The organism is Streptomyces zhihengii (genome assembly GCF_016919245.1).
Lineage (GTDB): Bacteria > Actinomycetota > Actinomycetes > Streptomycetales > Streptomycetaceae > Streptomyces > Streptomyces zhihengii.
The window spans coordinates 4,619,583-4,643,568 of sequence record NZ_JAFEJA010000001.1 but is presented as its reverse complement, the minus strand read 5'-3'; the positions used below and the strand labels follow the sequence as shown (position 1 = coordinate 4,643,568).

Below are 23,986 nucleotides of genomic sequence, written 5' to 3'. Positions count from 1 at the left end.
TCTCTCCCTGAGGTGGTCCGGGGCACGGCAGACCGCGACCACCCCCCGGAGGCACCCAGGTCGCGACCCTCGGCACCAAGATCGCAACTCTGCGTAGTCAACTCAATACCCCAGGGGGGTGATGTGCGCGCCCGCGCCGGGGCGGGGAGTGCGGAGGACCGTTGCGGAGAGTGCCGGGGCGGGGGGCCGGGGGCGGGTGGAGTGGGCGCCGGTGGGCACGCGTGCGCCGGGAGCGGCGCGGGTGGGGCGCTCGGAGCGCGGGAGGGTCGCTCGCAGCGCGGGGGGTGCCGGGGGCGTGGGAGAGGGTGCCGGGGGCGCTCGCGGGAGGGTCAGCCGACGGCGGAGGCGATGGCGATGATCGCGAACAGCAGCACCAGCACGGCGGCCATGATCTGGTTACGGGTCTTCGGGTTCACCCGCCGAGGTTAACCCGCGGGGTTCAGCGGCCAGGAATCGGCCACCTCGTAGCGCGGACGCTCGCCGGGCACACCGCGCACGGGCAGGTTGCTGCGCACCAGCGAGAGGCGGTCCGCCTGCCAGACGGTGCCCTCGAACGCGGCGAGCGCCTCGACGCAGGGGCGCAGGTCGGTGTCCTCGCGGGCACGGGCGATCGTGAGATGGGCGACGTAGCGGCGGTGCTCGTCCATGGCGATGCCGGCCCGGCGGGCGGCGGCGTCGGCGCGGTCGGCCAGCCGCCGCATCTCGTCGAGGCCGCCGGCCGCGCCGACCCAGAGCGCCCGCCGCCCGAACCGCCCGCCGCCGCGCAGACGCAGCGGGAACGCGGTCGTCCGGTGGGCGGCGCGGGCGAGGCGCTCACGCAGCTCGGGTACGAGGGAGTCGTCCACCTCGCCCATGAACGCCAGCGTGAAGTGCCACCCGGGCCGCCCCGTCCACCGCAACCGCCCGGCGCCCGGGAGGTCACGCAGCCGCTCGACGGCGAGGGAGAGCTCGTGGACGGCGGGGGGTGGGGGGAGGAGGGCGGTGAAGAGTCTCATGGGGGTCAGTGTGAGGGCCCACCGGGGGTGGGCGCGGGCACGGGTTCCGGGGCTCGGGCGGCCTCGGCCCGGGACCGGCCCGGCCCGGGCGCGGGGGCCGGGCGCGGGCGCGCCGGTTCGCAGCACCGCGCTGCGCACGGTGTCCTCAAACGCCGGACGGGCTGAAGATGCCCGGCATCAGCGCACCCCGGGAGCGGGCACCGCACGGCAACCTCCGCCCCGCCGGCGGGGCGCGGGGCAGGGCCCCGCCGGACCGGGGTGCGCAGGCGGGGCCGGTGCGGCCCGGTGGCCGCAGCACGCCCTCCGGCCGTGTCCTCAAACGCCGGACGGGCTGAAGATGCACGGCCCGGCCCCGCCCGATAGGGGCAACCTCCAGCCCCGCCGGACCGGGGGGCGCAGGCGGGGCCGGTGCGGCCCGGCGGCCCGGCACGGCCTCCGGCCGTGTCCTCAAACGCCGGACGGGCTGAAGATGCACGGCCCGGCCCCGCCCGATAGGGGCAACCTCCAGCCCCGCCGGCGATGGAGCCCAGGCCGGAGCGGGCCAGGCTGACGGGGCCCGGCGCGCCCCCGTGGTCGCAGCACGCCCTGCGGGCGTGTCCTCAAACGCCGGACGGGCTGAAGATGCCCGCCTGGCCCACCCCGGGCAGGGAACGCCGGACGGGCGGAAGATGCACAGCCCAGCCCGCCCGGGAGACCGAAGGCCCACCCGCGGAAGATGCACGGCCCAGCCCCGCCCGGCAGGTCGAAGCCCCACCCGCGGAAGATGCACGGCCCGCCCCCACCCCCGCAGGCCGAGGCCCACCCCCAGAGGGTGCGGGACCCCCGACGCGGCGCGCTGCGCGCGCCTATGCCGCGGGCGCCAGTTCCGCGCGCGGGACGAAGCGGACCTGGGGGTGGCCGTGGTGCCAGCCGACCGAGAGGCGGAGGCCGCCGGCGCGGGCCAGCATCAGGCCGACCGCGGCCGCCGCGAGCATCGCGACCGCGCCGCCCGCGGCGAAGCCGATGCGCGGGCCGTAGGTGTCGGTGACCCAGCCCACCAGGGGCGCGCCGAACGGCGTGCCGCCGGTGAAGACCATCATGAACAGGCTCATCACCCGGCCCCGCATCAGCGGATCCGTCGCGAGCTGGACGCTGGAGTTCGCCGTGACGTTGACGGTCAGGCCGAACATCCCGATCGGCACCATCATCAGCGCGAAGATCCAGAACGTCGGCGCGAAGGCCGTCACGACCTCCAGGAAGCCGAAGAGGATCGCCGCTCCGACCAGCATCCGCAGCCGGGAGCTGCCGCGCCGGGCGGCGAGCAGGGCGCCCGCGAGGGAGCCGGCCGCCATGAGGGTGTTGAGCAGGCCGTAGGTGCCGGCGTCCGCGTGGAAGACGTCGTCGACGAAGGCCGCGAGCCAGATCGGGAAGTTGAAGCCGAACGTGCCGATGAAGCCCACCAGCACGATGGGCCAGATCAGCTCGGGCTTGCCCGCGACGTAGCGCAGCCCCTCGCGGAGCTGGCCCTTGCCGCGCGGGGCGCGGTCGATCCTGTGGAACTCGGCCGGGCGCATCAGCAGCAGTCCCGCGATCGGCGCGAGGAACGACAGGCCGTTGAAGAGGAAGGCGTAGCCGCTGCCCACGGCGGTGATCAGGACACCCGCCACCGCCGGGCCGACGAGGCGCGCGGACTGGAAGTTCGCGGAGTTCAGGGAGACGGCGTTGCGGAGCTGGTCGGGGCCGACCATCTCGGCGACGAACGTCTGGCGTGCCGGGTTGTCGACGACGGTGACGAGGCCGAGCAGGAACGCCGTGAGGTAGACGTGCCAGACCTGGACCTGTCCGCTGAGCGTGAGGACGGCGAGGGCGACTCCGGTCGCGCCCATCGCCGCCTGGGTGGCGAGGAGCAGCCTCCGCTTGGGGAGCCGGTCCGCGAGCACGCCGCCGTACAGGCCGAACAGGAGCATGGGGAGGAACTGGAGCGCGATGGTGATGCCGACGGCGGAGGCCGAGCCGGTGAGGCTCAGGACCAGCCAGTCCTGGGCGATGCGCTGCATCCAGGTGCCGGTGTTGGAGACCACCTGTCCGATCGCGAAGAGCCGGTAGTTCCGGACCCTCAGCGAGCTGAACATGGTCTGCTTCACGGGGGTGGGGTCGGTGGCGGGGGGTGCGGGGGCGGAGTCTGCTCCGGATCCCGTACTCAAAAGTGTTCGCCTCCTCGGCGTAGGCGGTTACTGCAGGTGGGCGAGCTTCTCCAGAACGGGGGCGGCGGCGCGCAGGGTGGCCCACTCGTCGTCGTCGAGTCCTTCGGCGAGGCCGGTCAGCCAGGCGTTCCGCTTGCGGCGGCTCTCCTCCAGCATGGCCTCGGCCTGCTCGGTCTGGCTGACGACCTTCTGCCGGCGGTCGTCGGGATGCGGCTCCAGCCGGACCAGTCCCTTGGCCTCCAGCAGGGCGACGATGCGGGTCATCGACGGTGGCTGGACGTGTTCCTTGCGGGCCAGCTCGCCGGGGGTGGCGGAGCCGCACCGGGCGAGCGTGCCGAGGACGGACATCTCCGTCGGGCTCAGCGACTCGTCGACGCGCTGGTGCTTCAGGCGCCTTCCGAGCCGCATGACGGCGGAGCGGAGGGCGTTCACGGCTGCGACGTCGGCGTCAGTACCGTGGGACAGGTCAGGCATGTTCATTAGCGTAACTCATTACCCTGGCTAAATACCAGTCGGCATGCCGACCGCTCGGAGCCGGCCCGGTGGCTCCGTTACGGGCCGAATCGTTTCGTCACCCATATGAGTGAGATGCAGCCGGAAAGTGCCCCATGGCCCGCGCGGACGCCGCGACTCTGGCTCGCATGGGATCGACAGTGCTCAGCCTGCGGATAGACAGTGAGCTGCTCGACCGGCTCAAGCAGCACGCCGCCAGAAGGCAGATGAGCGTCCAGGACTATGTGGTCCGGACGCTCATTCGCGACGACTTCGACGAACGCTTCAAGGCGGCGGTCGACGAGACGGAGAAGTTCTACGGGACGGGGCCGGATCCGGCCCCGTCCGGCCAGGATCAGGTCAGGCCCAGCGCCGGCATCGCGTAGTAGAAGAGGAAGACCGCCGACACCGCGTACATCGCGGCGGGCACCTCGCGCCCGCGGCCGGCGGCCAGGCGCAGCACGGCGAAGGAGATGAAGCCGATGCCGATGCCGTTGGTGATCGAGTAGGTGAACGGCATCATCACCATCGCGAGGAACGCCGGGATGGCGATCGTCCAGTCGCTCCAGTCGATGTCCTTGACCGAACCGGCCAGGATCAGGAAGCCGACCGCGAGCAGCGCCGGGGTGGCCGCCTGGGAGGGCACCATCGTGGCGAGCGGCGTGAGGAACAGCGCCACCGAGAAGAGCGCGCCGGTGACGACGGAGGCGAGGCCCGTCCGCGCGCCTTCGCCGACGCCGGCCGTGGACTCCACGAAGCAGGTGTTGGCGGAGGCGGAGCTGGCGCCGCCCGCGGCGACGGCGATGCCGTCGACGATCAGCACCTTGTTGATGCCGGGGAAGTTGCCGTCCTTGTCCATCAGCTTGGCCTCGTCGCCGACGCCCATGATGGTGCCCATCGCGTCGAAGAAGCAGGACAGCAGCACGGTGAAGACGAAGAGGCAGCCGGTGAGCAGGCCGACCTTCTCGAAGCCGCCGAACAGACTGACCTGGCCGACCAGGCCGAAGTCGGGGGACGCGACCGGGTTGCCGGGCCACTCGGGCGTCGTGAGGCCCCAGCTCTTCACGTCGGCGACGGCGTGGACGACCATCGCGAAGACGGTCATCACGACGATCGAGATCAGGATCGCGCCGGGCACCTTGCGGATCATCAGCGCGAGGGTGAGCAGCGTGCCGAGGACGAAGACGAGGATCGGCCAGCCGGTGAGGTGGCCGCCGGTGCCGAGGCCGAGCGGGACGGTGGTCTGCGCGGCGTCGGGGAGACGGGACACGAAGCCGGAGTCCACCAGGCCGATGAGCATGATGAACAGGCCGATACCGATGGCGATGCCCTTGCGCAGGCCGAGCGGCACGGCGTTCATCACCCGTTCGCGCAGGCCCGTGGCGACCAGCAGCATCACGACCACACCCGCGAGCACGACCATGCCCATGGCGTCGGCCCAGGACATCTTGGGCGCGAGCTGGAGGGCGACCACGGTGTTGACGCCGAGTCCGGCGGCGAGCGCGATCGGGACGTTGCCGATGACGCCCATGAGCAGGGTGGAGAACGCCGCGGTGAGCACGGTCGCGGTGACGAGCTGGCCGCCGTCGAGCTGGTGCCCGTACATGTCCTTGGCGCTGCCGAGGATGATCGGGTTCAGCACGAGGATGTAGGCCATCGCGAAGAAGGTGGCGAATCCGCCACGCACCTCGCGGGCAACGGTCGAGCCGCGCTCCGAGATCTTGAAGAAGCGGTCCAGGCCGCCGACGGGCTGCTGCGGGGAAGCCGGCGGCAGGTCGGGCTGATCGACCTTGGCGGTGGCCGAGGAGGACATGCGGAACCTCAGTGGTGCGAGGGGACGGGGGGTGACACAGAAATACGGCCGCTGTTTGTACGTTCCCACGACGGAAACCAGCCAGCCGTAAACAGTTTCAGTATGAACATATGAACGAAAGATCGCCATCTCCGCGCGTAGACCCATGGGGCGCAAGGGGCCGCTGTGACGGACGAGGTATCGAACCGCCGCTCCGGGAGCCGGCCGCCGGGCATCGCGGTCCGGCCGCCGGGCGTCGCGGGCCTACCGGAACAGGCCGGCCGCCGGGCCGTGGAGGGGGCGCCGGGGCCCCGCTCTAGACTGGTGCCCATGGCGAAGTGGACCCCCCGGCACGAGGCACCCGAACCCCTTGAGGGTCCGATCGTCGCCACCATCACCGGCGGCACGATCCTGTGGTTCGTCATGTTCCTCGTCCAGGTCCCGTTCTACGGCTGGTTCGACGACCGCGACCTGACCTGGTGGGTGTGGACCTGCCTGGCCGGCGCGGGGCTCGGCCTGATCGGCATCTGGTACGTGCGCAGCCGGGACGCGGCGATCAAGCGCGCGAAGGCGGCCGAAGCCTCCGGCGCCGCCCCGGAACCCGGCGCCGCCCCGGAGCCCGGCACCCCCGCCTGACCCGGGCCCGGCGCCGAAGCCGGCCCCGCACCGCGCCCCGCGCGCCCGGCCCCGCCCCCTCGCACCCCGCCCGACCGTCCGACCGCGCTCCCGGCCGCCCGGCCCCCAGGAGCCTCCCGGGTGGCACCACGGGACGATCTCCGTACGACCACGGTCGGATCTTCCGCCGCTCGGGGGGTGGACGCGCCGTCGCCCCCGTACCGTCGGAACCATGACGCATGGGGCGGACATCGACACCGACGGGCCCGAGCCGGGCGGCCGCACACCCGTGATCGACGCGGGGGCCGAACTCGACCCCGTGCATCCCAGGAACCCGCCGCCCAGCCGGCGTGGCCAGGGGGCGGCGACGGGGCTCACCTCGGCCGAGGTCGCCGAGCGGGTCTCCCGGGGCGAGGTCAACGACGTACCGGTGCGCAGTTCGCGCTCGGCCGTCGACATCGTCCGCGCCAACGTCTTCACCCGCTTCAACGCCATCATCGGCGTGCTGTGGGTGATCATGCTCTTCGTCGCGCCGATCCAGGACAGCCTCTTCGGCTTCGTGATCGTGGCCAACACCGGCATCGGCATCATCCAGGAGCTGCGCGCCAAGAAGACGCTGGACTCGCTCGCCGTGATCGGCGAGGCGAAACCCCGGGTGCGCAGGGACGGCACCGCCGCCCCCGTCTCCACCTCCGAGATCGTCCTCGGGGATCTCGTCGAACTCGGCCCCGGCGACAAGGTCGTGGTCGACGGCGAGATCGCGGAGGCGGACGGCCTGGAGATCGACGAGTCGCTGCTGACGGGCGAGGCCGACCCGGTGCTCAAGCAGCCCGGGGACCAGGTCATGTCGGGCTCGTTCGTCGTCGCGGGCGGGGGCGCGTTCACCGCGACCAAGGTGGGGCGCGAGGCGTACGCGGCCCAGCTCGCGGAGGAGGCGTCCCGCTTCACGCTGGTCCACTCCGAGCTGCGTTCCGGGATCTCCACCATCCTCAAGTACGTGACCTGGATGATGATCCCGACCGCGACCGGTCTGATCATCAGCCAGTTGATCGTGAAGGACAACGACCTCAAGGACTCCATCGCGCGGACCGTCGGCGGCATCGTGCCGATGATCCCCGAGGGTCTGGTGCTGCTGACCTCCGTCGCGTTCGCCATCGGGGTGATCCGGCTGGGCCGCAAGCAGTGCCTGGTGCAGGAACTGCCGGCCATCGAGGGCCTGGCCCGGGTCGACGTGGTCTGCCTCGACAAGACGGGCACGCTCACCGAGGGCGGCATGGACGTCACGGAGCTGCGGGCGCTGAACGGCGCCGACGAGGGGCGGCTGCGGCAGGTGCTCGGCGCGCTCGGCGCCTCCGACCCCCGGCCGAACGCCTCCCTCCAGGCCGTCGTCGACGCCTATCCGGACGGGACGGCCTGGCGGTGCACCGCCGCGCTCCCCTTCTCCTCGGCCCGCAAGTACAGCGGCGCGACCTTCGACGAGGGGGGCGGCGCCGCGTCGACCTGGCTGCTGGGCGCGCCCGATGTGCTGCTCCCGGCCGACGACCCCGCGCTGACCGAGGTCGACGCCCTCAACCGCGAGGGCCTGCGGGTGCTGCTGCTGGCCCGGGCGGCGGCGGAGCTCGACGCCGAATCCCCCGCCGCCGGGGCGGAGCCCACCGCCCTCGTCGTGCTGGAGCAGCGGCTGCGGCCGGACGCCTCGGACACCCTGCGCTACTTCGCCGAGCAGGACGTCGCGGCGAAGGTCATCTCCGGTGACAACGCGGTCGCCGTCGGCGCGGTGGCGGCCAAGCTCGGCCTGCCCGGCGCCTCGGACACCGTCGACGCCCGCAAGCTGCCGGCCGAGCGGGACGAGATGGGCGAGGCGATCGACGCGAACGCGGTCTTCGGCCGGGTCTCCCCCCAGCAGAAGCGCGACATGGTCGGCGCGCTCCAGTCCCGCGGCCACACGGTGGCGATGACGGGCGACGGCGTCAACGACGTCCTCGCGCTGAAGGACGCGGACATCGGGGTGTCCATGGGGTCGGGGTCGGAGGCGACCCGTGCCGTGGCGCAGATCGTGCTGCTCAACAACAGCTTCGCCACGCTGCCCTCGGTGGTGGCGGAGGGCCGCCGGGTGATCGGCAACATCACCCGGGTCGCGACGCTGTTCCTGACGAAGACGGTCTACTCCGTCCTGCTGGCGGTGCTGGTGGTCTGCTCGCAGGTGGAGTACCCGTTCCTCCCCCGGCATCTGACGCTGCTCTCCACGCTGACCATCGGGGTGCCCGCCTTCTTCCTCGCGCTCGCGCCCAACAAGGAGCGCGCGAAGCCGCACTTCGTGCGCCGGGTGATGCGGTACGCGATCCCGGCGGGCGTGATCGCGGCGGCGGCGACGTTCTGCACGTACCTGCTGGCGCGGTCGCACTACAGCGGCACGGGGGCGCTGGGCGCCGAGACGAGTGCGGCGACGCTCTGCCTGTTCCTGGTCTCGCTGTGGGTGCTGGCGATCATCGCCCGCCCCTACACCTGGTGGCGGCTCGCCCTGGTCGGGGCGATGGGCGGCGGCTTCCTGCTGGTGCTGGTGGTCCCCTGGCTCCAGGAGTTCTTCGCGCTGAAGCTGGTGGGCACGGTGATGCCGTGGACGGCGGTCGCGATCGCGGCCACGGCGGCGGCCGTCCTGGAGGTCGCCTGGCGCTGGGTGGGACGCCGCTTCCCGGCGTGAGGCGGCGGCACTCCTCCCGGAACGGGACCGCCCGCACGCCAACTCCCCATCCAGCAGATGAAATTCGATCGACTTTTCGATCACTGTGGCTAGTGTGAAAGCGTGTTCCTGACAAGCGTGGCCTTGGGTGTGATCGTCATCTGTACCGGTGCCGTCTGGGCACGGCGGAGTCTGGTGGTGGTGTCCGTCCAGGGCACCAGCATGGAACCGGCGGTCGTCGACGGCGACCGCGTGCTGGTCAGACGAAGACGCCTGCGCCGCGTGAAGGTCGGCGACATCGTGGTGCTGGAGCCGCCGTCGCGCGGGCCCTACCGGAGCGCCGCCGAGGCGGGCCCCGACGGACGGGTCTGGAACGTCAAGCGGGTCGCCGCCCTGCCCGGCGACCCGCTGCCGCCCGGTGTGCCCGGCGCGGAGGGCGCGGAGGGCGCGGACCTCGGCGACCCGGGCACGGGCGCGGAGCCCGGCGCGGGCCGGGTGGGGCCGGGCAGCTTCGCGGTGCTCGGCGACAACCTCGCCGACAGCATCGACTCCCGGCACCGGGGGCTGTTCCCCGCGGAGCGGCTGATGGGCGTGGTCGTCCGACGGCTCTCCGCCCGATGAGGTTCCGGGTCCTCGGCCCCCTCGACATCCGCACCTGCGAGCATCCCGTCCGCATCGCCCGGGGCAATCAGCAGACGGTCGCCGCGCTCCTGCTGGCCGCCGAGGGCCGGTTCGTCGCCGTGCCGGCCCTGACGCGGGAGATCTGGGGGGAGCGGGTGCCGACGTCGGCCGTGCCCAATCTGCGGACGTACGTCATGCGGTTGCGGCGCAGCGACCCCGGTCTCGCGGAGCGGCTGACCACCTCGGCGTCCGGCTACGCCCTGCGCGTGGAACCGGGCGAGGACGAACTGGACCTGTCCGCGTTCCGCACGGCGGCGGAGGCCGGACGCCGGGCCCTGGGCGCCTCGGACGCCGGGGCCGCCGCCGGCGCCTTCGACCGCGCCCTCGCCCACTTCCGCGGCACACCGCTGGAGGACGTGCCCCTCGGACCGGCGCTCGGCGACCTCGCCGACTCCCTCGGCGAGGAGTACGCGCAGACGGTCGAGGACCGCGCCGAGGCGGGCCTCGCGCTCGGCGACCACCGCGGGGTGGTGGCCCGGCTGCGCCCCTTCGCCGAACTCCATCCGCTGCGCGAGCGCGCCCACCGGCATCTGATGCTGGCGCACTACCGCGCCGGTGACGTCGACGCCGCGTTGCGGGTGTACCGCCAGGTCAGACGGGCGCTGCGGACCGAGCTCGGCATCGAGCCGGGGCGCGACCTGTCCCTGCTCCAGCAGGCGGTCCTGGCGCGCGACCCCCACCTGGAGACGCCCCTCGGATCCGCCCCCCGCACGGACCGGGCCGCCCCCTCGGCGCCGGCCGCACCGCGCCCCGGCCCGGAGGACGGCTCGCCCCCCGGCCGGCCGGACGCGCGCGGCCCCCTGCCCCGCCAACTGCCGCCCGCTCCCACGCTGTACGTGGGACGCGGAGCCGAACTCACCCGGATCAAGGCCGCGCTGGCCCCCGGCGCCGTGCCCGTGGTGGTCGCGGTCCACGGGCCGGGCGGCTTCGGGAAGTCCGCCCTGGCGCTGCGTGCCGCCCACGCGGTCGCCGACCACTACCCCGACGGGCAGTTGTACGCCGACCTCCAGGGCGCGAGCCACCGGACCAGGGCGCTCGCCCCGGCCGAGGTGCTGGGCCGGTTCCTCCGTGCGCTGGGGGTGGACCGGAGCCGTATCCCGGCCGGATCCGCGGAGGCCGCCGCGCTCTACCAGTCGCTGCTCGCCGGGCGCCGGGTGCTGGTCGTGCTGGACAACGCGGCGAGTACCGGTCAGGTGCGCCCGCTGCTGCCCGCGGGCCGCGACTGCGGCGCACTGGTCACCGGGCGGGCGGTGCTCTCCGCGCTGGACGCCGAGCAGATCGCGCTGCGCGGCCTGTGTCCCGCCGCATCGGTGGCGATGCTGACGCTCCAGGTGGGCGAGGAGCGCGCCGCCGCGGAACCGGAGGCCCTGGCAGCCATCGCGCGGGAGGCCGGCGGCCACGCGCTGGCCCTGCGGATCGCGGGAGCACGGCTCGCGGCCCGGCCGGATCTGCCGGTCTCCTGTCTGGCGGAGCGTCTGGCGCGGCGTCGGCTCGCGGAGTGGACGGCGGGCGACCTCGATCTGCGCGCGTGCTTCGCGGCCGGCTACGACAAGCTCACCGACCCTGCCGCCGCACGGGCGTTCCGGATCCTCGGGCGGGTGCACCCGGGCGGCATGCACCTCAAGTCGGCCGCCGTCTGGCTGGGTTCGGACATGGCCTCGGCGGAGGCGGCCCTCGACGAGCTGGTGGCGGCGCGGCTGCTGGAGTCGCTGGGGCACGGCCACTTCCGGATGCACCGGCTGCTGCGGCTGTACGCGGCCGAGCTGCCGGAGCCCGGCTGGTCGCGTACCCGCGCCTCGGGTCCCTGCCGCCCCTGACGGCCCGCCACACGGCCGCGACGCCCGTCCACGCGGCGTGTATCGGCCCGTGTACGGGCCGTTCGTAGGGTCGTGGCGATCCTGACCGACCGAACGAGGGGAACCACCATGACCAACCTCATGGACAAGGTGCTCGACCGCCTGGTGCCGCGCGCCACCGCCAGCGCCGACACGTCGTACTACAAGAACTGCGACGTCTGCACGTACGTCGAGGAGTACGGCCATGTCGGCCACTGGCAGAAGCTCTGCCACGTCGTGGGCGGCAAGACCGGCTGCACGGGGTGCCTCTACTTCAGCGTCGGCTGCAAGTGATCCCGTGGGCATCCCCGGATGCCCACACCGCCGCGACGCACCCCGGCGCCGTACACCGGCCCGTGTACGCGCCGTTCGCACCCGCGTCGCGCTCCTGACCGAACACGTGGTCCCGACCGATCACGTGCACCTGACCGAACGAACGAGGGGAACCACCATGACCAACCTCATGGACAAGGTGCTCGACCGCCTGGTGCCGCGCGCCACCGCCAGCGCCGACACGTCGTACTACAAGAACTGCGGCGCCTGCGGATACGTCGAGATGCTCGACGCGGTCGGCCACACGCAGAAGCTCTGCCACGTCGTGGGCGGCAAGACCGGCTGCACCGGCTGTATCTACTTCGAGATCGGCTGCGCCTGACCCAGGGGCGTCCCCGGACGCCTCGCTGTGCCGCGCGTCCTCCCCGCCCCCGTGGCGGGGAGGACGCGCACCGGCGCCGGGATCCCGCACCGGCGTGACCCGGTCCGCCGCACACCCGCGACACCCGTCCGTGCGCCGTACACCGGCCCGTGTACGGGCCGTTCACACCGGTGTCGCGCTCCTGACCGAACAGCGCTCCTGACCGAACGAACGAGGGGAACCACCATGACCAACCTCATGGACAAGGTGCTCGACCGCCTGGTGCCGCGCGCCACGGCCGCCGCCGACACGTCCTTCTACCAGTACTGCACCGGCTGCGCGCACGTCGACGCGTGGGACGCGATCGGCCGCTGGCAGAAGCTCTGCCACGTCGTGGGCGGCAGGACGAGCTGCTCCACCTGCAAGTACTTCGAAATCGGCTGCTGACGGGCCGTTCCGCGTGACGTACCTGATGCTCGGATGCCGCGCGCTGCTTCTGGTCGTCTTCCTCGCCGCCCTGGTGGGCAAGACGCGCAGTCGCGCGGCGTTCGCCGAGTTCCGCGCGTCGATCGTCGCCCTGCGCCTGCTGTCACGGCGGCTGTCGCGGGCGGCCGCCACCGCGGTGGTGGCGGTGGAGGCCGTCACGGCGGTCCTGCTGGTGGTGCCCGCGACGGCGGTCGCGGGCCTCGCCCTGGCGGTGGCGCTGCTGCTGGCGTTCTCCGCCGGCATCGTCCTGGCACTGCGGCGGGGTGACGGCACGGCGACCTGCCGCTGCTTCGGCGCCTCGGCCGCGCCGCTCGGCCTGATCCATGTGGTGCGGAACCTGGCGCTCGCCGCGATCGGCGGCGCCGGACTCGCCGCGGGCGCCTGGGCCTCCGGATGGCCGCCGCACGCGGCGGGGACCGTCGTCGCGCTCGCGGTGGCCCTGCTCGGCGCGCTGCTGGTGCTCCGCCTCGACGATCTGGCCTTCCTCTTCTCCGACCCGAAGCGAGACTTGTCATGATCTACCTCATCTGTGCCGTCGTGGTGGTCGGCGTGCTCTGCGTGTTCGACCTCTTCCTCACCTTCGCCGTGCTGCGCAGGCTGCGGGAGAACACCGCCGAACTGGACCGGCTGGCCGCCCCCCGGCCGGAGTTCGAGCCCTGGGATCCGGAGGACGTGGTGGGCCAGACGCTCCCCGAGCTGGCCGGCGGTCCCGCCGAGCGGGTGGTGGCGTTCTTCGACGCGAACTGCGACGTGTGCCACGAGCACGCCCCGGACTTCGCCGAGGAGGCCCGCGCGTTCGACGGCGCCGCGGCCGTGGTCTCCGGGAAGGGGCCGCAGGCCGAGGAACTGCTCGCGGCGGTGGGCGGCGAGGTGCCCGTCACCCGTGTCGACGAGGCGATGACCCTGGTGAACAGCATCGGCCTCAAGGCGTTCCCGACCTACGCGCTCGTCGACGCCGACGGCACGATCACCGGGGCCGCCACGTCCGCCCGCGCGCTGGCCTCCCGGGTCCCCGCCGCGTGAGCGCCCGCCCGGCCCCGAAGGCCGCTGCCGCGCCGGGCGGCGGCCCCGCCCCGGGCGGCGCGGGCGGCGGCCTCGGCGGCCGGCTGGAGGTCGTGCGGCTGCTCGGCGTCGCCCTGGGCCTGTGCTGGCGCGCCGGGCGCGCCCGCTGCCTCGTCTATCTGGCCATCACCCTGCTCGCCGGTCTGCTGCCGACGGCCACCGCCTGGTTCACGAAGTTCGTCATCGACGCCCTCACCGCGGGGGACGTCTCCGGTGCCGTGCGCTGGGCGGTCGCGCTGGCGGCGGTGGGGCTCGGCACCGGCTTCCTGCCGCATCTGTCCCGCTTCCTCCGCGACGAGCTGAACCGGCGGCTCGACCGCACCATGAAGGACGAGCTCTACACCCGCCTCAACCGGCTCCAGGGCCTGGCGCGCTTCGAGGACCCGTCCTTCCGCAACGACCTCTCCATGGCCGCCCAGGCGTCCGGCGCGTCGCTCGGCTCCACCACGGCCGGGCTCTTCGACATCGCCCGCAGTGTGATCACGATCGTCAGTCTGATGGCGACGCTGGCCGTGCTGAGTCCCACGATGGCGGTGCTGGTGGCGGCCGCCGCGGTGCCCGCGCTGCTGGTGCACCTCAGCCTGACGCGCCGGCACGTGAAGATGCTCGCCTCGGTCTCCCCCGCCGCGCGCCGGGAGATCTTCTACTCCACCCTGATCTCCGACCTCACCGCCGTGCAGGAGACCCGGATGTTCGGCCTGGGGGGCTTCCTCAAGGACCGCATGCTGGGCGAGCTGGAGGTCACCCACCGGGGCGAACGCCGGCTCGCGGGGCGCGAGTTCCGCACCCAGGGCCTGCTCGGGCTGCTGTCGGCGACGGTGGCCGGCGGCGGCCTGGTCTGGGCGGTCTCGGCAGCCGCCGCCGGTGATCTGAGCATCGGCTCGGTCACCGCCTTCGCCGCGGCCGTGGCCGGGGCGCAGGGGGCGCTCGTCGGCCTCGCCTCCGGCATCGCCGCCGCGTACCGGGCCATGCTGCTCTTCCGGTACCACCGGGCGATCGTCTCCGAACCGGACGACCTCCCCCCGGCCTCCGGCACGCTCGCCCCGCTGCGCCGGGGCATCGAGCTGCGCGACGTGTGGTTCCGCTACGGCGACGACCACCCCTGGGTGCTGAGCGGGCTCGACCTCACCCTGGAGCACGGCTCGTCGGTGGCGCTGGTGGGGCTGAACGGGGCGGGCAAGAGCACCCTGATCAAGCTGCTCTGCCGCTTCTACGACCCGACCCGGGGCACGATCCTGTGGGACGGCGTCGACATCCGCAGCGTCCCGCCCGAGGAACTGCGCCGCAGGGTGGGCGTGCTGTTCCAGGACTACATGCGCTACGACCTCACCGCGTCCGAGAACATCGGCATCGGCGACCTCCCCGCGCTCGACGACCGGCCGAGGGTGCGCGCCGCCGCCCGGCTGGCCGACGTGGACGAGAAGCTGACGGGGCTGCCGCAGGGGTACGACACCCTGCTCAGCCGGATCTACTTCGAGGGCGACGAGAACGACCCGACGACCGGCGTGGTGCTCTCCGGCGGCCAGTGGCAGCGCGTCGCGCTCGCCCGCACCCTGCTGCGGCGGGACTCCGACCTGCTGATCCTCGACGAGCCCGGCTCGGGCCTCGACGCGGACGCCGAGCACGCCATCCACCGCCGGCTGCGGGAGCACCGCACGGGCCGCACGAGCCTGCTCGTCTCCCACCGGCTCGGTGTCGTCCGGGACTCGGACGTCATCGTGGTGCTGGAGGACGGCCGGGTCGTCGAGCGCGGCAGCCACGAGGAACTGACGGCGGCGGGCGGCCAGTACGCCCGGCTGTTCGCCATCCAGGCCGAGGGCTACCGCCCGGCCGGCACCCCGGCCGCGGCGACGGCGCCCTGACGGACGCGGTGCCGAGGGCAGCCGACGACGCCCCCTGCCGCCGCCCGCCGTGTCAGGCGGGCGGCGGCAGGGGGCGCACGCCCGTGCCCTAGCTGATCGTCTTGACGCGGTGGAAGATGCGGGTGCTGCCGGTGTAGACGTCAACGCCGTCCCCCTGCATGACCTTGTGAAGGTGGTAGGCACCCCCGTCGCGGTACTTGTCGCTGTCGCCGCGGTGGAGTTCCACGAATCCGAAGTCGCCGGCGCTCTTGTACCGCACGGTCGAGCCGGTCGAGCCGACCCAGACGAGCCGGTCGTCGGCCCTGCTCCAGGTGGCGTCGCCGACCATGCCGTCGGCGAGGAGCCCCCGGCTCTGCTGCCACTTGACGGTGGCGGCCTTGGTCCTGGGCCCGAAGTCCCCGTCCACCTCCGAGAAGTTCAGGTGGTGCTCGGCGACCAGGATGCTCTGCCACAACATGACGATGTCGGTGTTCGACGACTCCCCGCAGCCCTGGCACAGCGAGTTCCCGAGCTCGTCGAAGTGGTCGCCGAAGTCGTCGGTGAGAACACCGTCGCCGTCCACGAACGTGGTGCCGAAGGAATCCGAGTTCCCCGGGTAGTCCGCCTGCGCCGTGCTCATGGGAAGTACGGTCGCGATCGCGGCGCTCAGCGCGACGATGACCGGCTTCCATCCTCTGCTGCCCATGTGTCCCCCTCGGTTCGGATCGTGCCCGGCGTCCCCCGGCAGGACCAGGATCACCGAGGTGAGGGCGGTCCGACGATGCTGTTGCGGCTCACCGCAATAGCCGAGCCCAGCGGGTGGGGAGGGCGATCCGCGTCGCCGCGGGGCCCGGCCCGGGCGGCGGCGCCGTGACGGGCGCCGCCGCTCGGGCCACGCCCGTCACGGCCGGGCGTAGGGCCGGGTCATGATCTCCATGTTGTGGCCCGAGGGATCGTCGAAGTAGGCGCCCCGGCCGCCGAAGAGGTGGTTGACCGCGCCGGGTTCGGTGTGGGGCGGGTCGGCGTAGTAGGTCACCCCGAGGGCCTCCAGCCGGGCGATCATGCCGTCGAACTCCTCGTCGGGGACGAGGAAGGCGTAGTGCTGCGACTGGACGGGCTCGTCGGTGAGCTCGTAGTAGTCCAGCGTCACGCCGTTGCCCAGGTCGACGGGGAGGAACGGGCCGAACGGCGCGCCCACCTCGACCCCCAGGACGGCGGCGAGGAAGTCGGCGGACAGCCGCCGGTCCCTGGCATAGACGGCGGTGTGGTTCAACTGCACGGTGGTGACGGGCGAATACTGCTGCTGCATGGCGGGGTGACTCTCTCTCCGGGCCGGATCCTCGATGAAGGGGAAGACGCGGAGAGACGGGCGGGCCCCTGGCCCGCCGCGAGGTCACGCGGCAGCCGGGCGGCTCTCTTGTGTGCGGCACGTGGCCGACCCGGCAGTCATGATCCCGACCCTACCGGTCCCCGCCCGCCGCCGCCGACACCTCGGCCCACACCGTCTTGCCGACCGGGTCGCGCGGCTCGGCGCCCCAGCGGTCGGCGAGCGCTTCCACCAGCAGCAGCCCGCGCCCGGACTCGTCGTCGTCGGCGGGCTGCGGCCGCACCGCAGGCGGCAGCAGCGCGCACGCGTCCGCGACCTCGACGCGCACCAGTGCCCGCGCCCGGTCCAGGCGCAGGGCCAGCCGGAAGTCGCGGCCCGGCACCCGGCCGTGGCGGACCGCGTTGCCCGCCAGCTCGGCCACCAGGAGGGCGACGGTCTCGGAGAGGTCCGTTCCGGGGTGGTGGCCCCACGCGGCGAGATGCCGCACCGCGACCCGGCGGGCGAGGCGCGCCCCGCGCCGGGTGGCCCCGAACATCGCCGCGAACTCCTCGCGTCCGTGGCCCTGTTCCGTCCGCGCGACCTGCTCGCTCCTGTCGCCCTGTTCCGTCGGCGCGAGCTCCTCGCGTGCGTCGCCCTGCTCCGTCGGCGCGAACTCCTCTCGTCCGTCGCCCTGTTCCGTCCGTGCGGGGTCCGTGCCCCGTGTCGTCGTGGTCTCCCGCACCGCGTCGCCCGTCCTGTTCGTCCCTGTCGCCACGAGCACCACCCGTGGGTGTACGGATGGTGACCTTCCGTGGTCAAGCGTGCTGGCGCGGCCCTAGGGTCGGAAGGGTGTACGGCCTTACATCACCAGCCGTAAGGAACGGGAGTGAGCCCATGGCCAAGGACATCGATCCGGACGCGTCGATGGCCGCCCTCTTCGGCTCCCGGGTGCGCAGGCTGCGCACGGCGGCCGGTCTCACCCAGGCCCAACTCGGGCCGCGCACCCATGTGGTGAGCACCCGGATCACCCAGGTGGAACGGGCCTCGGGCGCCCGGCCGACGCGGGAGCTGGCGCGGGCGCTCGACGCGGCACTGGGCGCCGACGGCCTGCTGGTCGACCTGTGGCCGCACGTCCACCGCGAGGCGTTCCCCGACTGGTCGCGGACGTTCATGGCCTACGCGGCGCGGGCCGTCTCCATCCGTGAGTACGCGGCCCATGTGGTGCCGGGCCTGCTCCAGACCGAGGAGTACGCCCGGACGGTCCTGAGCGTCGGCCTGTCCCACCGGGACGCCGAGCACCTGGAGGAGCGCCTCGCCGCCCGGATGGAGCGGCAGAAGCGCCTGGCCTCGGACGACCGCCCGGAACTGCTGGTGATCCTGGACGAGACGGTGCTGCGCAAGCGGATCGGCGGGGCCGAGGTCATGCGCCGCCAGCTCGCCGCGCTGCTGACGGCCGCCGGGGAAACGCCACATCACCGTGCAGGTGCTTCCCTTCACGGAGGGCGAGCACGACATGCTGGGCGGCTCACTCACCGTGCTCACGCTGCCCGACGGCTCCGAAGTCGCCTACACGGAGGGCGCGGACCACGGGCGCCTCTTCGAAGATCCGTCCGACGTACGGCGGTTCGCGGTGTCCTACGATCGGCTCCGGACGGCGGCCCTGCCCCCGCGCAGGTCGCTCGAACTGATCCGATCCGCGATGGAGGAGGACCACCGTGACCCGAGACGCCCTTCCCCTGCACAACGCCGTCTGGCGAAAGAGCAGTCACAGCAATCAGGAGGGTGGGAACTGCGTCGAGGTGGCGGACGGGGTCCCCGGCGTGATCCCGGTGCGTGACAGCAAGGCGCCGCACCTGCCGCACCTGGTGTTCGCACCGGCCGGCTGGGCCGCCTTCGTGGACGGCCTGAAGGCCGACGACCGCCTCTGAGCCCGCCGGGCCCCGGCCCGTGAGCCGCGTGCCGGGCCCACCGGGGCGTGGTCCACGGGGGGCCGGTGGGCCACGAACTCCCTGAAAGAACCCGGGGGAAAGAACCCCTGCCCTCCCTCCCCTCCCGCCCGTCACCCGGACGGGTGATGAGCTTGCGGGGGCGGGAAGGCGGCGGCTACGTTCGCCGCAACAACCGAAGACATATGCGGCCCCCGGCCGGGACGGCAATCCCGATCGAGGGCCTCACCGATCTGGAAGAAGACCCTTCCCGATGGCTGCCACGCAGTTTAACGCGCCCCCGTGCGCGCCCGCCGGAGCTCCGCCCTCCGGAGCCTCGATGTCCGGAACTCCGTCCGCCGGGGCTTCGACGCCCGGAGCTCCGTCCGCCAGGGCTTCGACGCCCGGAGCTCCGTCCGCCGGGGCTTCGACGCCCGGAACTCCGAGGTCCGGCGTGATCCATGTCCGCACCCGGCTCACCGCCGACTTCACGGTGATCGCCAACTCCCTGCTCCAGCGCCCCGGAAGCGCGGTCACGGTGGGTGTCGCGGGCTACATCCTGTCGCTGCCCGACGGCGCCGCCGTGAGCATCGACGCCCTCTGCGAGCACTTCACCGAGGGCGAGACGCTGATCTCCCGCGCCCTGCGGGAGCTGGAGACGGACGGCTACCTCGCGCGCCGCGTGGAGCGCGGCCCGTGGGGCCGGGTCGGGACGCGGACGTTCTTCCACGACGTCCCGCCCGCCGGCCACCCGGCCCGCCCGGGCACCCGCCGCGCCGCGTCACCTCGCCGCGCCCCGCGCCCCGGCACCGGGGCACCCCCGGGCGATGTGTGCGCGGCCTCCGTGGCGGCTCCCGCCCGGCAGACGCGTGAGGCGCGGGGCGCGACGGGGGACGGCCCCGACGCGGGGGACGTGACGCCGGACCACCCGCCTGTGGGTGACGCGACGCAGGGCGCCCCGGCCCCCTCGGGCGACGGCGCGGACACCCGGCGCACGACACGCGACCGCCCGCCCGCTCAGGGCACCCCGGCGGCCCCCGCTCCTCCGCAGGAGGCCAACCACCCCGGCAGCGGCCCGGAGTCGGACGCGCCGTCCGCCCGCGACACGCAAGCGCCACCGGCCCCGGAAACGGCCGCGCCACCCGCCCGCGACACGCAAGCCCCGCCGGCCCCGCAAGCGGCCGCGCCGCCCGCCCGGGAGCACACCGCACCCCCCGCCCACGAGACGGACGCGCCACCCGATCCGGACCCCCGCGCCGAGGTGATCCTCGCCTCGCTGCGGCTCGTCGACCGGCGGCTGATCCTCTCCCGCCGCGAAACCGCCGACCTCGTCCCCGCCGTGTGCCGATGGCTGGCCGGGGGCGTGGAGCCCGAGGACCTCACCGCCCACCTCACGGACCGCCTCCCCGCCCGCCTGCTGGCCCGCCCCGCCCGCATCCTCGCCCACCGGCTGCGCGAACTCCCTCCGCCACTGCCCGAGTTGCCCGCCCCTCCCCCGGTCCTGCCGATGGTGACCTGCGACGGATGCGGGCTCGCCTTCCGCTCCGCAGGGACGGAGCAGTGCCGCGACTGCCGTCAGGGCGCCCTGGCGGCGGCAAGCTGACAGTCCGGCGGCGCCGAGGGCGGGTCACCGGGGCGCGGGTGGTCCCCGTCACCGCCTCCGGCCTACGCGTCGAACCAGCGGTCGCGTTCCAGTTCCGCCGTGCGGGAGGCGTCCTCCAGCAGGGCGGCGACCTCGAAGCGGCGGGGCCACTGGCCGGCGGCCCAGGCCAGGCCCGCCGCGACGCCCTCGAAGGTGGAGGCGTGGATGGTGCCGTCCGGGGTGCGGCGCCAGTCCAGTTCGGTGTCGCCGACGAGGAGTTCGTCGTGCTCGACGTAGGTCTCGGGAGCCGCCGGGCCGAGCAGGACGCGCACCGAGGCGGGCACCTCGTGCTCCTCGCCCTCGGTCGTGACCTCGGCCGTGACCGCCTCGCCGAGCCGGCGCACCTGGAACAGCTCCGCCAGGTCGGCGGCGCGCGAGGGCGCCACCGGCAGCAGCGGCAGCCCCGCGGTGAGCGGCAGCAGGTCGGGGGTGTCGGCGACGACCGCGTCGGCGGCGTCCACGACCACCACCTCGCCGTCGACGACGGCCCGCAGCTCGTCGGGGAGCGTCACCTGCTCCGGGTCGAGATCGGCGAGCGCGGTGTACAGGGCGTGCAACTGGGCCGGGCGCACCGGGCGTTCCGGGTCCGCCAGGCGGGACAGCAGCTCCGCGGCGCCCCCGGGCTCGTCGAGCAGCGCGGCCACCGAGGTGCGCACCCCGAGGGCGCCCAGCACCTGGGCGTCCTCGAAGCCGGTGGTGTCGGCCGGCTCGTACAGGCCCTCCAGCAGCGGGTCGGCGCCGGACGCCCGCAGCCCCGCGGGGCGGCGTCCGTCGAGCACCGGGTGGTCGCGCAGCCACCACGCGGTGTACGGGCGGACCGTCTCCGTGGTGCCGTCCGGGAGCAGCACCCGCACGGGCTGGGTGAGCGCGTCCCGCAGCGGGGGCTGCGCCAGCAGGGCGAGGGCCTGCGGCCAGCGGTCGTCGTCGACGAGGTCGAGGTCCCGCACGGCGACGATCTCCGTGGCGACCGGGGGCAGCGGGGTGTCGGGCAGCCGGTCGAGCACGTCCTCGCACCAGACGTCGACCGCGTCCAGCAGACCGGCGTCGTCCGGCTCGGCGAAGTCGCCCTCGCGGGGCTCCAGTTCGTCGGGATCGAGAACGACGTCGGTGGCCCGGGCCAGGGCGAAGTCGGCCAGCACGCCGCAGGCCGCGAGCGGCTGCTCGCCCCAGCGGTCCGCCAGGTCGGCGTCGCACAGCGCCAGCTCGCCCTCGCGCATCACCGAGGCGAACGGGCTGCCGGGCAACACGAGTTCACCGGCGGGCGCGAGCTCGCCGTCCTCGTCGGCGAGGGCCAGCGCGCCGAGCCACGGCTCGTCACCCGGCTCCAGCTCGGCGTCCCGCACCAGGGCGAGCACGGTCTCCGCCAGCTCGTCGGCGTCGAGGGCGTCCGCGTCCTCGTCCCAGATCTCCCCGGCGTCGAGCGATCCGGCGACGGCGGCCCGCACCTGCGGGGTCGTCAGCACGGCCCGCGGCGTCGCGGGCAGCGCGCCCAGCTTCTCCAGCAGCGGGTGGGACGCGTCGGGGTGGACCACCTTCAGGCCGAGACGGGCCAGGTGCGGCGGGGTGTCGGCGAGCGGCAGCAGCGTCTGGCGGGGGCCGATGGTGGTGCGCCCGTCGGCGAGCGGCACCGGCAGGCCGGTCAGCCGGTCCGGGTCGACACCGGCGAGGCTGTCGTAGAGCCGGCGCCACCACTCCGGCGCCCGCTCCAGGCCGGCCAGGCGGTCGATCGCCTCCGTCAGCGGCACCCGGGCGACACCCAGCGTGCGCAGCTCGACCCGGCGCTCCAGACCGGCGGGCAGCAGGCTCGGCAGCACCTCGGCCAGCACCCGCACCGTCTCCGCACCGCCGCCCTCCAGCACCTCGGCCTCGATGGGGCGCAGCGCGGGCGGGGTCTCCCGGTCCGGCAGCCCGGAGTCGTCGCCCGCGGCCGGTCCGGAGTCGTCGCCCGCGCCCTCGCGGGGCAGCGCGGGCTCCAGGAAGGCGACCCGGGGCAGCCGCTTCAGCACGGCGGCGCGCAGCGCCCCGTCGAGCTCGCCCTTGCCGAGCGGACCGGGCACCAGATCGATGGTGCCGGTCGTCACCGGCCGCCACTCGCCGAGCAGTTCGGCGTAGGCGTCGGCCGCCCGCTCCACCAGGAAGTCGGTCAGCGGGCCGGGCGCGGGGTGGCGCCGCGTCGGGTCCAGCGGCAGGGAGGCGATCAGCAGCGCGGGCACGCCGAGGGGCTCGTCGGTCGGCGTCGGCGCGTGCACCACGGGCGCGGTGCCGGGCCGGACGGGCGTGCCGTCGCCGTCCACCGGGACGGCCCAGGTGACCGCCCAGTGCGGACGCAGCCGCTCCTCGACCGGGCGGTCGGCGAGCAGCGCCGCCTCGATCGGACCGTCGTGGCCGACGACCCGCCAGCGGCGGGGCTCGGCGGCGGCGCTGTCCGTGACGCGCACGTACGCGCCCTCGGTCTCGCGCCGCAACTCCCGGACGCCGTCCGGAGTCTCGACGACGATCTCGGCGAGACCGGGCAGCGTCAGCAGCAGGGCGTCGTCGATCCCGGCGAGCAGGCGCTCCACCAAATCCACGGCGGCGCCGTCGCGCAGCGGCAGCACCACGACCGTGTCGTACCCCTCGGGCGCGGAGCCCTCGGCGGGCAGCGGCAGCCGCAGCAGCGGGACGTGCCCGTCCCGGCGGCGCAGCTCGTCGCCGAGACCGGGGGCGCCCTTCGCGACCTCAAGCGCGAGGTCCCTGGCCTCGGCCAGCGACCAGCGGACGCCGCCGTGCCGGCCGACGACGGCGGGCTCGTCGGAGACGGCGAGGACGGCGGCGAAGCCGACGCCGAACCGTCCGACGGAGGTCTCGTGCCCCTCGCGCTTCGCTGACGCGCGCAGGGTGCTCAGCGATTCGGCGCCGGCGGCGTCGAGGGGGGCGCCGGTGTTCGCGGCGGCGAGCGTCCCGGCGCCGTCGTCCGGGCCGCCGGGACGCAGCGTCAGCCGCAGCCGCCCGGGGACGCCCGCGCGGGCGGCGGCGTCGGCGGCGTTCTGCGCCAGCTCGACGACGAGGCGGTCGCGGTAGCCGCCGAGCGCGAGGTCCTCCTCGGCGTTCGCGTCCTCCCGGAAACGGGCGGGAGACGCCCCCCACGCATCGAGCACCCCGCGCCGCAACCGCGCAGTCCCGAACGGGTCGGCCCCCTCGGTCGTCCTGACGCTCACGCTGCGGCTCCGCTCTGTGCGATGGGTGCTTCTCGTGGTGGTGGTGCGGGGTGTGCTGCTCGCTGTTGCCGTTGGGCTGGACGGGGCAGGTCGGTGCCCACGGGGCCGAAGGTACCGCGTCGGCGGACACCCGTGCGGGGCGGAGCCCTGCGGGACGTGCCGTTTCGGCCGCGAAGCCCCACCGGGGGTGCGGGGCGGAGCCCCGCCGGACCCGGTTGCGGGCGCGGGGCTGGTGCGCCCCGGTGGCCGCGGCACCGCGCTGCGCGCGGTGTCCTCAATCGCCGGACGGGCTGGAGTTGCCGGGGCCGGCCCACCCCGGGACGGGCTGAAGCAGCCCGGGCCTGGCCCACCCCGGGACGGGCTGAAGTAGCCCGGCCTGGCCCACCCCCGGGAGGGAAGCCCGCATGGGCTGGAGTGCCCGGCTCGGTGCACCTGCGGGGGCGTCCCTTTCCAACCCCGCATGGGGGCACCTCCCGCGGCCGCCAGGCCGTAGGGGGAGATTGAGGCGCGGGGTGCGGGGCAGAGCCCCGCCGGACCCGGCTACGGACGCGGGGGCGGCGCGCCCCGGTGGCCGCGGCACCGCGCTGCGCGCGGTGTCCTCAAACGTCGGACGGGCTGAA

21 protein-coding genes and 1 pseudogene are annotated in these 23,986 nt (G+C 74.3%); 14 read left to right on the top strand and 8 right to left on the bottom strand.

Annotated elements, in window-relative coordinates:
* Positions 1–425: 425 nt before the first annotated feature.
* From thpR to JE024_RS19560, 3 genes are all read right to left on the bottom strand, one after another.
* Complete coding sequence (gene thpR / locus JE024_RS19570; RefSeq protein WP_205374820.1) at positions 426–995, bottom strand: RNA 2',3'-cyclic phosphodiesterase; 570 nt, start codon at positions 993–995, stop codon at positions 426–428.
* Between the two features lie 845 nt (positions 996–1,840).
* Complete coding sequence (locus JE024_RS19565; protein WP_205374819.1) at positions 1,841–3,178, bottom strand: MFS transporter; 1,338 nt, start codon at positions 3,176–3,178, stop codon at positions 1,841–1,843.
* A 27-nt stretch (positions 3,179–3,205) separates the two neighbouring features.
* Positions 3,206–3,652, bottom strand: coding sequence for a MarR family winged helix-turn-helix transcriptional regulator (locus tag JE024_RS19560; protein ID WP_147986969.1), 447 nt, complete (start codon positions 3,650–3,652; stop codon positions 3,206–3,208).
* Positions 3,653–3,819: 167 nt separating this feature from the next.
* Here JE024_RS19560 and JE024_RS19555 point away from each other — a divergent pair, with 167 nt between their 5' ends.
* The gene (locus JE024_RS19555) at positions 3,820–4,056 is read left to right on the top strand and encodes a hypothetical protein (RefSeq protein ID WP_205374818.1); all 237 of its coding nucleotides are present in this window, start codon (positions 3,820–3,822) and stop codon (positions 4,054–4,056) included.
* On the opposite strand, the gene JE024_RS19550 is transcribed toward JE024_RS19555, so the two are convergent.
* A complete protein-coding gene (locus JE024_RS19550; RefSeq protein ID WP_205374817.1) occupies positions 4,026–5,483 on the bottom strand; it encodes an NCS2 family permease in 1,458 nt (485 codons plus the stop codon). The genes JE024_RS19555 and JE024_RS19550 overlap by 31 nt on opposite strands.
* A 309-nt stretch (positions 5,484–5,792) precedes the next feature.
* On the opposite strand from JE024_RS19550, the gene JE024_RS19545 reads away from it, so the two are divergent.
* From JE024_RS19545 to JE024_RS19500, 10 genes are all read left to right on the top strand, one after another.
* A complete protein-coding gene (locus JE024_RS19545; RefSeq protein WP_205374816.1) occupies positions 5,793–6,098 on the top strand; it encodes a DUF2530 domain-containing protein in 306 nt (101 codons plus the stop codon).
* 211 nt (positions 6,099–6,309) lie between these two features.
* Positions 6,310–8,778 carry an HAD-IC family P-type ATPase gene (locus tag JE024_RS19540; protein ID WP_205374815.1) on the top strand — a complete coding sequence of 823 codons (2,469 nt, stop codon included), beginning with the start codon at positions 6,310–6,312 and terminating at the stop codon, positions 8,776–8,778.
* A 102-nt stretch (positions 8,779–8,880) separates the two neighbouring features.
* The gene (locus tag JE024_RS19535; RefSeq protein WP_244882980.1) at positions 8,881–9,378 is read left to right on the top strand and encodes a S26 family signal peptidase; all 498 of its coding nucleotides are present in this window, start codon (positions 8,881–8,883) and stop codon (positions 9,376–9,378) included.
* Positions 9,375–11,255 carry an AfsR/SARP family transcriptional regulator gene (locus JE024_RS19530; protein WP_205374814.1) on the top strand — a complete coding sequence of 627 codons (1,881 nt, stop codon included), beginning with the start codon at positions 9,375–9,377 and terminating at the stop codon, positions 11,253–11,255. The genes JE024_RS19535 and JE024_RS19530 overlap by 4 nt, the downstream gene beginning before the upstream one ends.
* A 108-nt stretch (positions 11,256–11,363) precedes the next feature.
* A complete protein-coding gene (locus tag JE024_RS19525) occupies positions 11,364–11,567 on the top strand; it encodes a hypothetical protein (RefSeq protein ID WP_205374813.1) in 204 nt (67 codons plus the stop codon).
* Positions 11,568–11,724: 157 nt separating this feature from the next.
* Positions 11,725–11,928, top strand: a complete 204-nt coding sequence (locus tag JE024_RS19520) for a hypothetical protein (protein ID WP_205374812.1) — start codon at positions 11,725–11,727, stop codon at positions 11,926–11,928.
* A gap of 225 nt (positions 11,929–12,153) precedes the next feature.
* Positions 12,154–12,354: a hypothetical protein gene (locus JE024_RS19515; RefSeq protein WP_205374811.1), complete on the top strand. Its 201-nt coding sequence runs from the start codon at positions 12,154–12,156 to the stop codon at positions 12,352–12,354.
* A gap of 13 nt (positions 12,355–12,367) precedes the next feature.
* On the top strand, positions 12,368–12,910 hold the full coding sequence (locus tag JE024_RS19510) for a MauE/DoxX family redox-associated membrane protein (protein ID WP_205374810.1): 543 nt from the start codon (positions 12,368–12,370) through the stop codon (positions 12,908–12,910).
* Positions 12,907–13,416 carry a TlpA family protein disulfide reductase gene (locus JE024_RS19505; protein ID WP_205374809.1) on the top strand — a complete coding sequence of 170 codons (510 nt, stop codon included), beginning with the start codon at positions 12,907–12,909 and terminating at the stop codon, positions 13,414–13,416. Before JE024_RS19510 ends, JE024_RS19505 begins: the two co-directional genes overlap by 4 nt.
* The gene (locus tag JE024_RS19500; protein WP_244882979.1) at positions 13,413–15,317 is read left to right on the top strand and encodes an ABC transporter ATP-binding protein; all 1,905 of its coding nucleotides are present in this window, start codon (positions 13,413–13,415) and stop codon (positions 15,315–15,317) included. Before JE024_RS19505 ends, JE024_RS19500 begins: the two co-directional genes overlap by 4 nt.
* Positions 15,318–15,405: 88 nt before the next feature.
* Here the strand turns inward: JE024_RS19500 and JE024_RS19495 are convergent, their stop codons facing one another.
* The 3 genes from JE024_RS19495 to JE024_RS19485 all read right to left on the bottom strand — a co-directional run bounded on the left by JE024_RS19495 (position 15,406) and on the right by JE024_RS19485 (position 17,158).
* Positions 15,406–16,002, bottom strand: coding sequence for a peptidoglycan-binding domain-containing protein (locus JE024_RS19495; protein WP_205374808.1), 597 nt, complete (start codon positions 16,000–16,002; stop codon positions 15,406–15,408).
* A gap of 195 nt (positions 16,003–16,197) precedes the next feature.
* The gene (locus JE024_RS19490) at positions 16,198–16,605 is read right to left on the bottom strand and encodes a VOC family protein (protein ID WP_205374807.1); all 408 of its coding nucleotides are present in this window, start codon (positions 16,603–16,605) and stop codon (positions 16,198–16,200) included.
* Positions 16,606–16,756: 151 nt separating this feature from the next.
* Positions 16,757–17,158 (bottom strand): ATP-binding protein, encoded by a 402-nt coding sequence (locus JE024_RS19485; protein WP_205376619.1) that lies wholly within the window; start codon positions 17,156–17,158, stop codon positions 16,757–16,759.
* Positions 17,159–17,526: 368 nt separating this feature from the next.
* Here JE024_RS19485 and JE024_RS42320 point away from each other — a divergent pair.
* The 3 genes and pseudogenes from JE024_RS42320 to JE024_RS41940 form a co-directional block, all read left to right on the top strand.
* Positions 17,527–18,430, top strand: a pseudogene (locus JE024_RS42320) (helix-turn-helix domain-containing protein); the annotation flags it as partial.
* Positions 18,339–18,530, top strand: coding sequence for a DUF397 domain-containing protein (locus tag JE024_RS41155; RefSeq protein WP_372449870.1), 192 nt, complete (start codon positions 18,339–18,341; stop codon positions 18,528–18,530). The pseudogene JE024_RS42320 and the gene JE024_RS41155, both read left to right, overlap by 92 nt.
* 451 nt (positions 18,531–18,981) lie before the next feature.
* Positions 18,982–20,130, top strand: coding sequence for a hypothetical protein (locus JE024_RS41940; protein WP_205374805.1), 1,149 nt, complete (start codon positions 18,982–18,984; stop codon positions 20,128–20,130).
* Between the two features lie 62 nt (positions 20,131–20,192).
* Here JE024_RS41940 and JE024_RS19465 read toward each other — a convergent pair whose 3' ends face one another.
* Positions 20,193–23,366: a sacsin N-terminal ATP-binding-like domain-containing protein gene (locus JE024_RS19465; RefSeq protein ID WP_205374804.1), complete on the bottom strand. Its 3,174-nt coding sequence runs from the start codon at positions 23,364–23,366 to the stop codon at positions 20,193–20,195.
* Between the last annotated feature and the right edge of the window lie 620 nt (positions 23,367–23,986).

Coding starts and splice junctions, on each gene's coding strand:
- JE024_RS19540 (WP_205374815.1), top strand. CDS start 6,310: ATGACGCATGGGGCGGACATCGACACCGACGGGCCCGAGCCGGGCGGC.
- JE024_RS19505 (WP_205374809.1), top strand. CDS start 12,907: ATGATCTACCTCATCTGTGCCGTCGTGGTGGTCGGCGTGCTCTGCGTG.
- JE024_RS19515 (WP_205374811.1), top strand. CDS start 12,154: ATGACCAACCTCATGGACAAGGTGCTCGACCGCCTGGTGCCGCGCGCC.
- JE024_RS19560 (WP_147986969.1), bottom strand. CDS start 3,652: ATGCCTGACCTGTCCCACGGTACTGACGCCGACGTCGCAGCCGTGAAC.
- JE024_RS19490 (WP_205374807.1), bottom strand. CDS start 16,605: ATGCAGCAGCAGTATTCGCCCGTCACCACCGTGCAGTTGAACCACACC.
- JE024_RS19555 (WP_205374818.1), top strand. CDS start 3,820: ATGGGATCGACAGTGCTCAGCCTGCGGATAGACAGTGAGCTGCTCGAC.
- thpR (WP_205374820.1), bottom strand. CDS start 995: ATGAGACTCTTCACCGCCCTCCTCCCCCCACCCCCCGCCGTCCACGAG.
- JE024_RS19520 (WP_205374812.1), top strand. CDS start 11,725: ATGACCAACCTCATGGACAAGGTGCTCGACCGCCTGGTGCCGCGCGCC.
- JE024_RS19530 (WP_205374814.1), top strand. CDS start 9,375: ATGAGGTTCCGGGTCCTCGGCCCCCTCGACATCCGCACCTGCGAGCAT.
- JE024_RS19525 (WP_205374813.1), top strand. CDS start 11,364: ATGACCAACCTCATGGACAAGGTGCTCGACCGCCTGGTGCCGCGCGCC.
- JE024_RS19550 (WP_205374817.1), bottom strand. CDS start 5,483: ATGTCCTCCTCGGCCACCGCCAAGGTCGATCAGCCCGACCTGCCGCCG.
- JE024_RS19485 (WP_205376619.1), bottom strand. CDS start 17,158: ATGTTCGGGGCCACCCGGCGCGGGGCGCGCCTCGCCCGCCGGGTCGCG.
- JE024_RS19545 (WP_205374816.1), top strand. CDS start 5,793: ATGGCGAAGTGGACCCCCCGGCACGAGGCACCCGAACCCCTTGAGGGT.
- JE024_RS19495 (WP_205374808.1), bottom strand. CDS start 16,002: ATGGGCAGCAGAGGATGGAAGCCGGTCATCGTCGCGCTGAGCGCCGCG.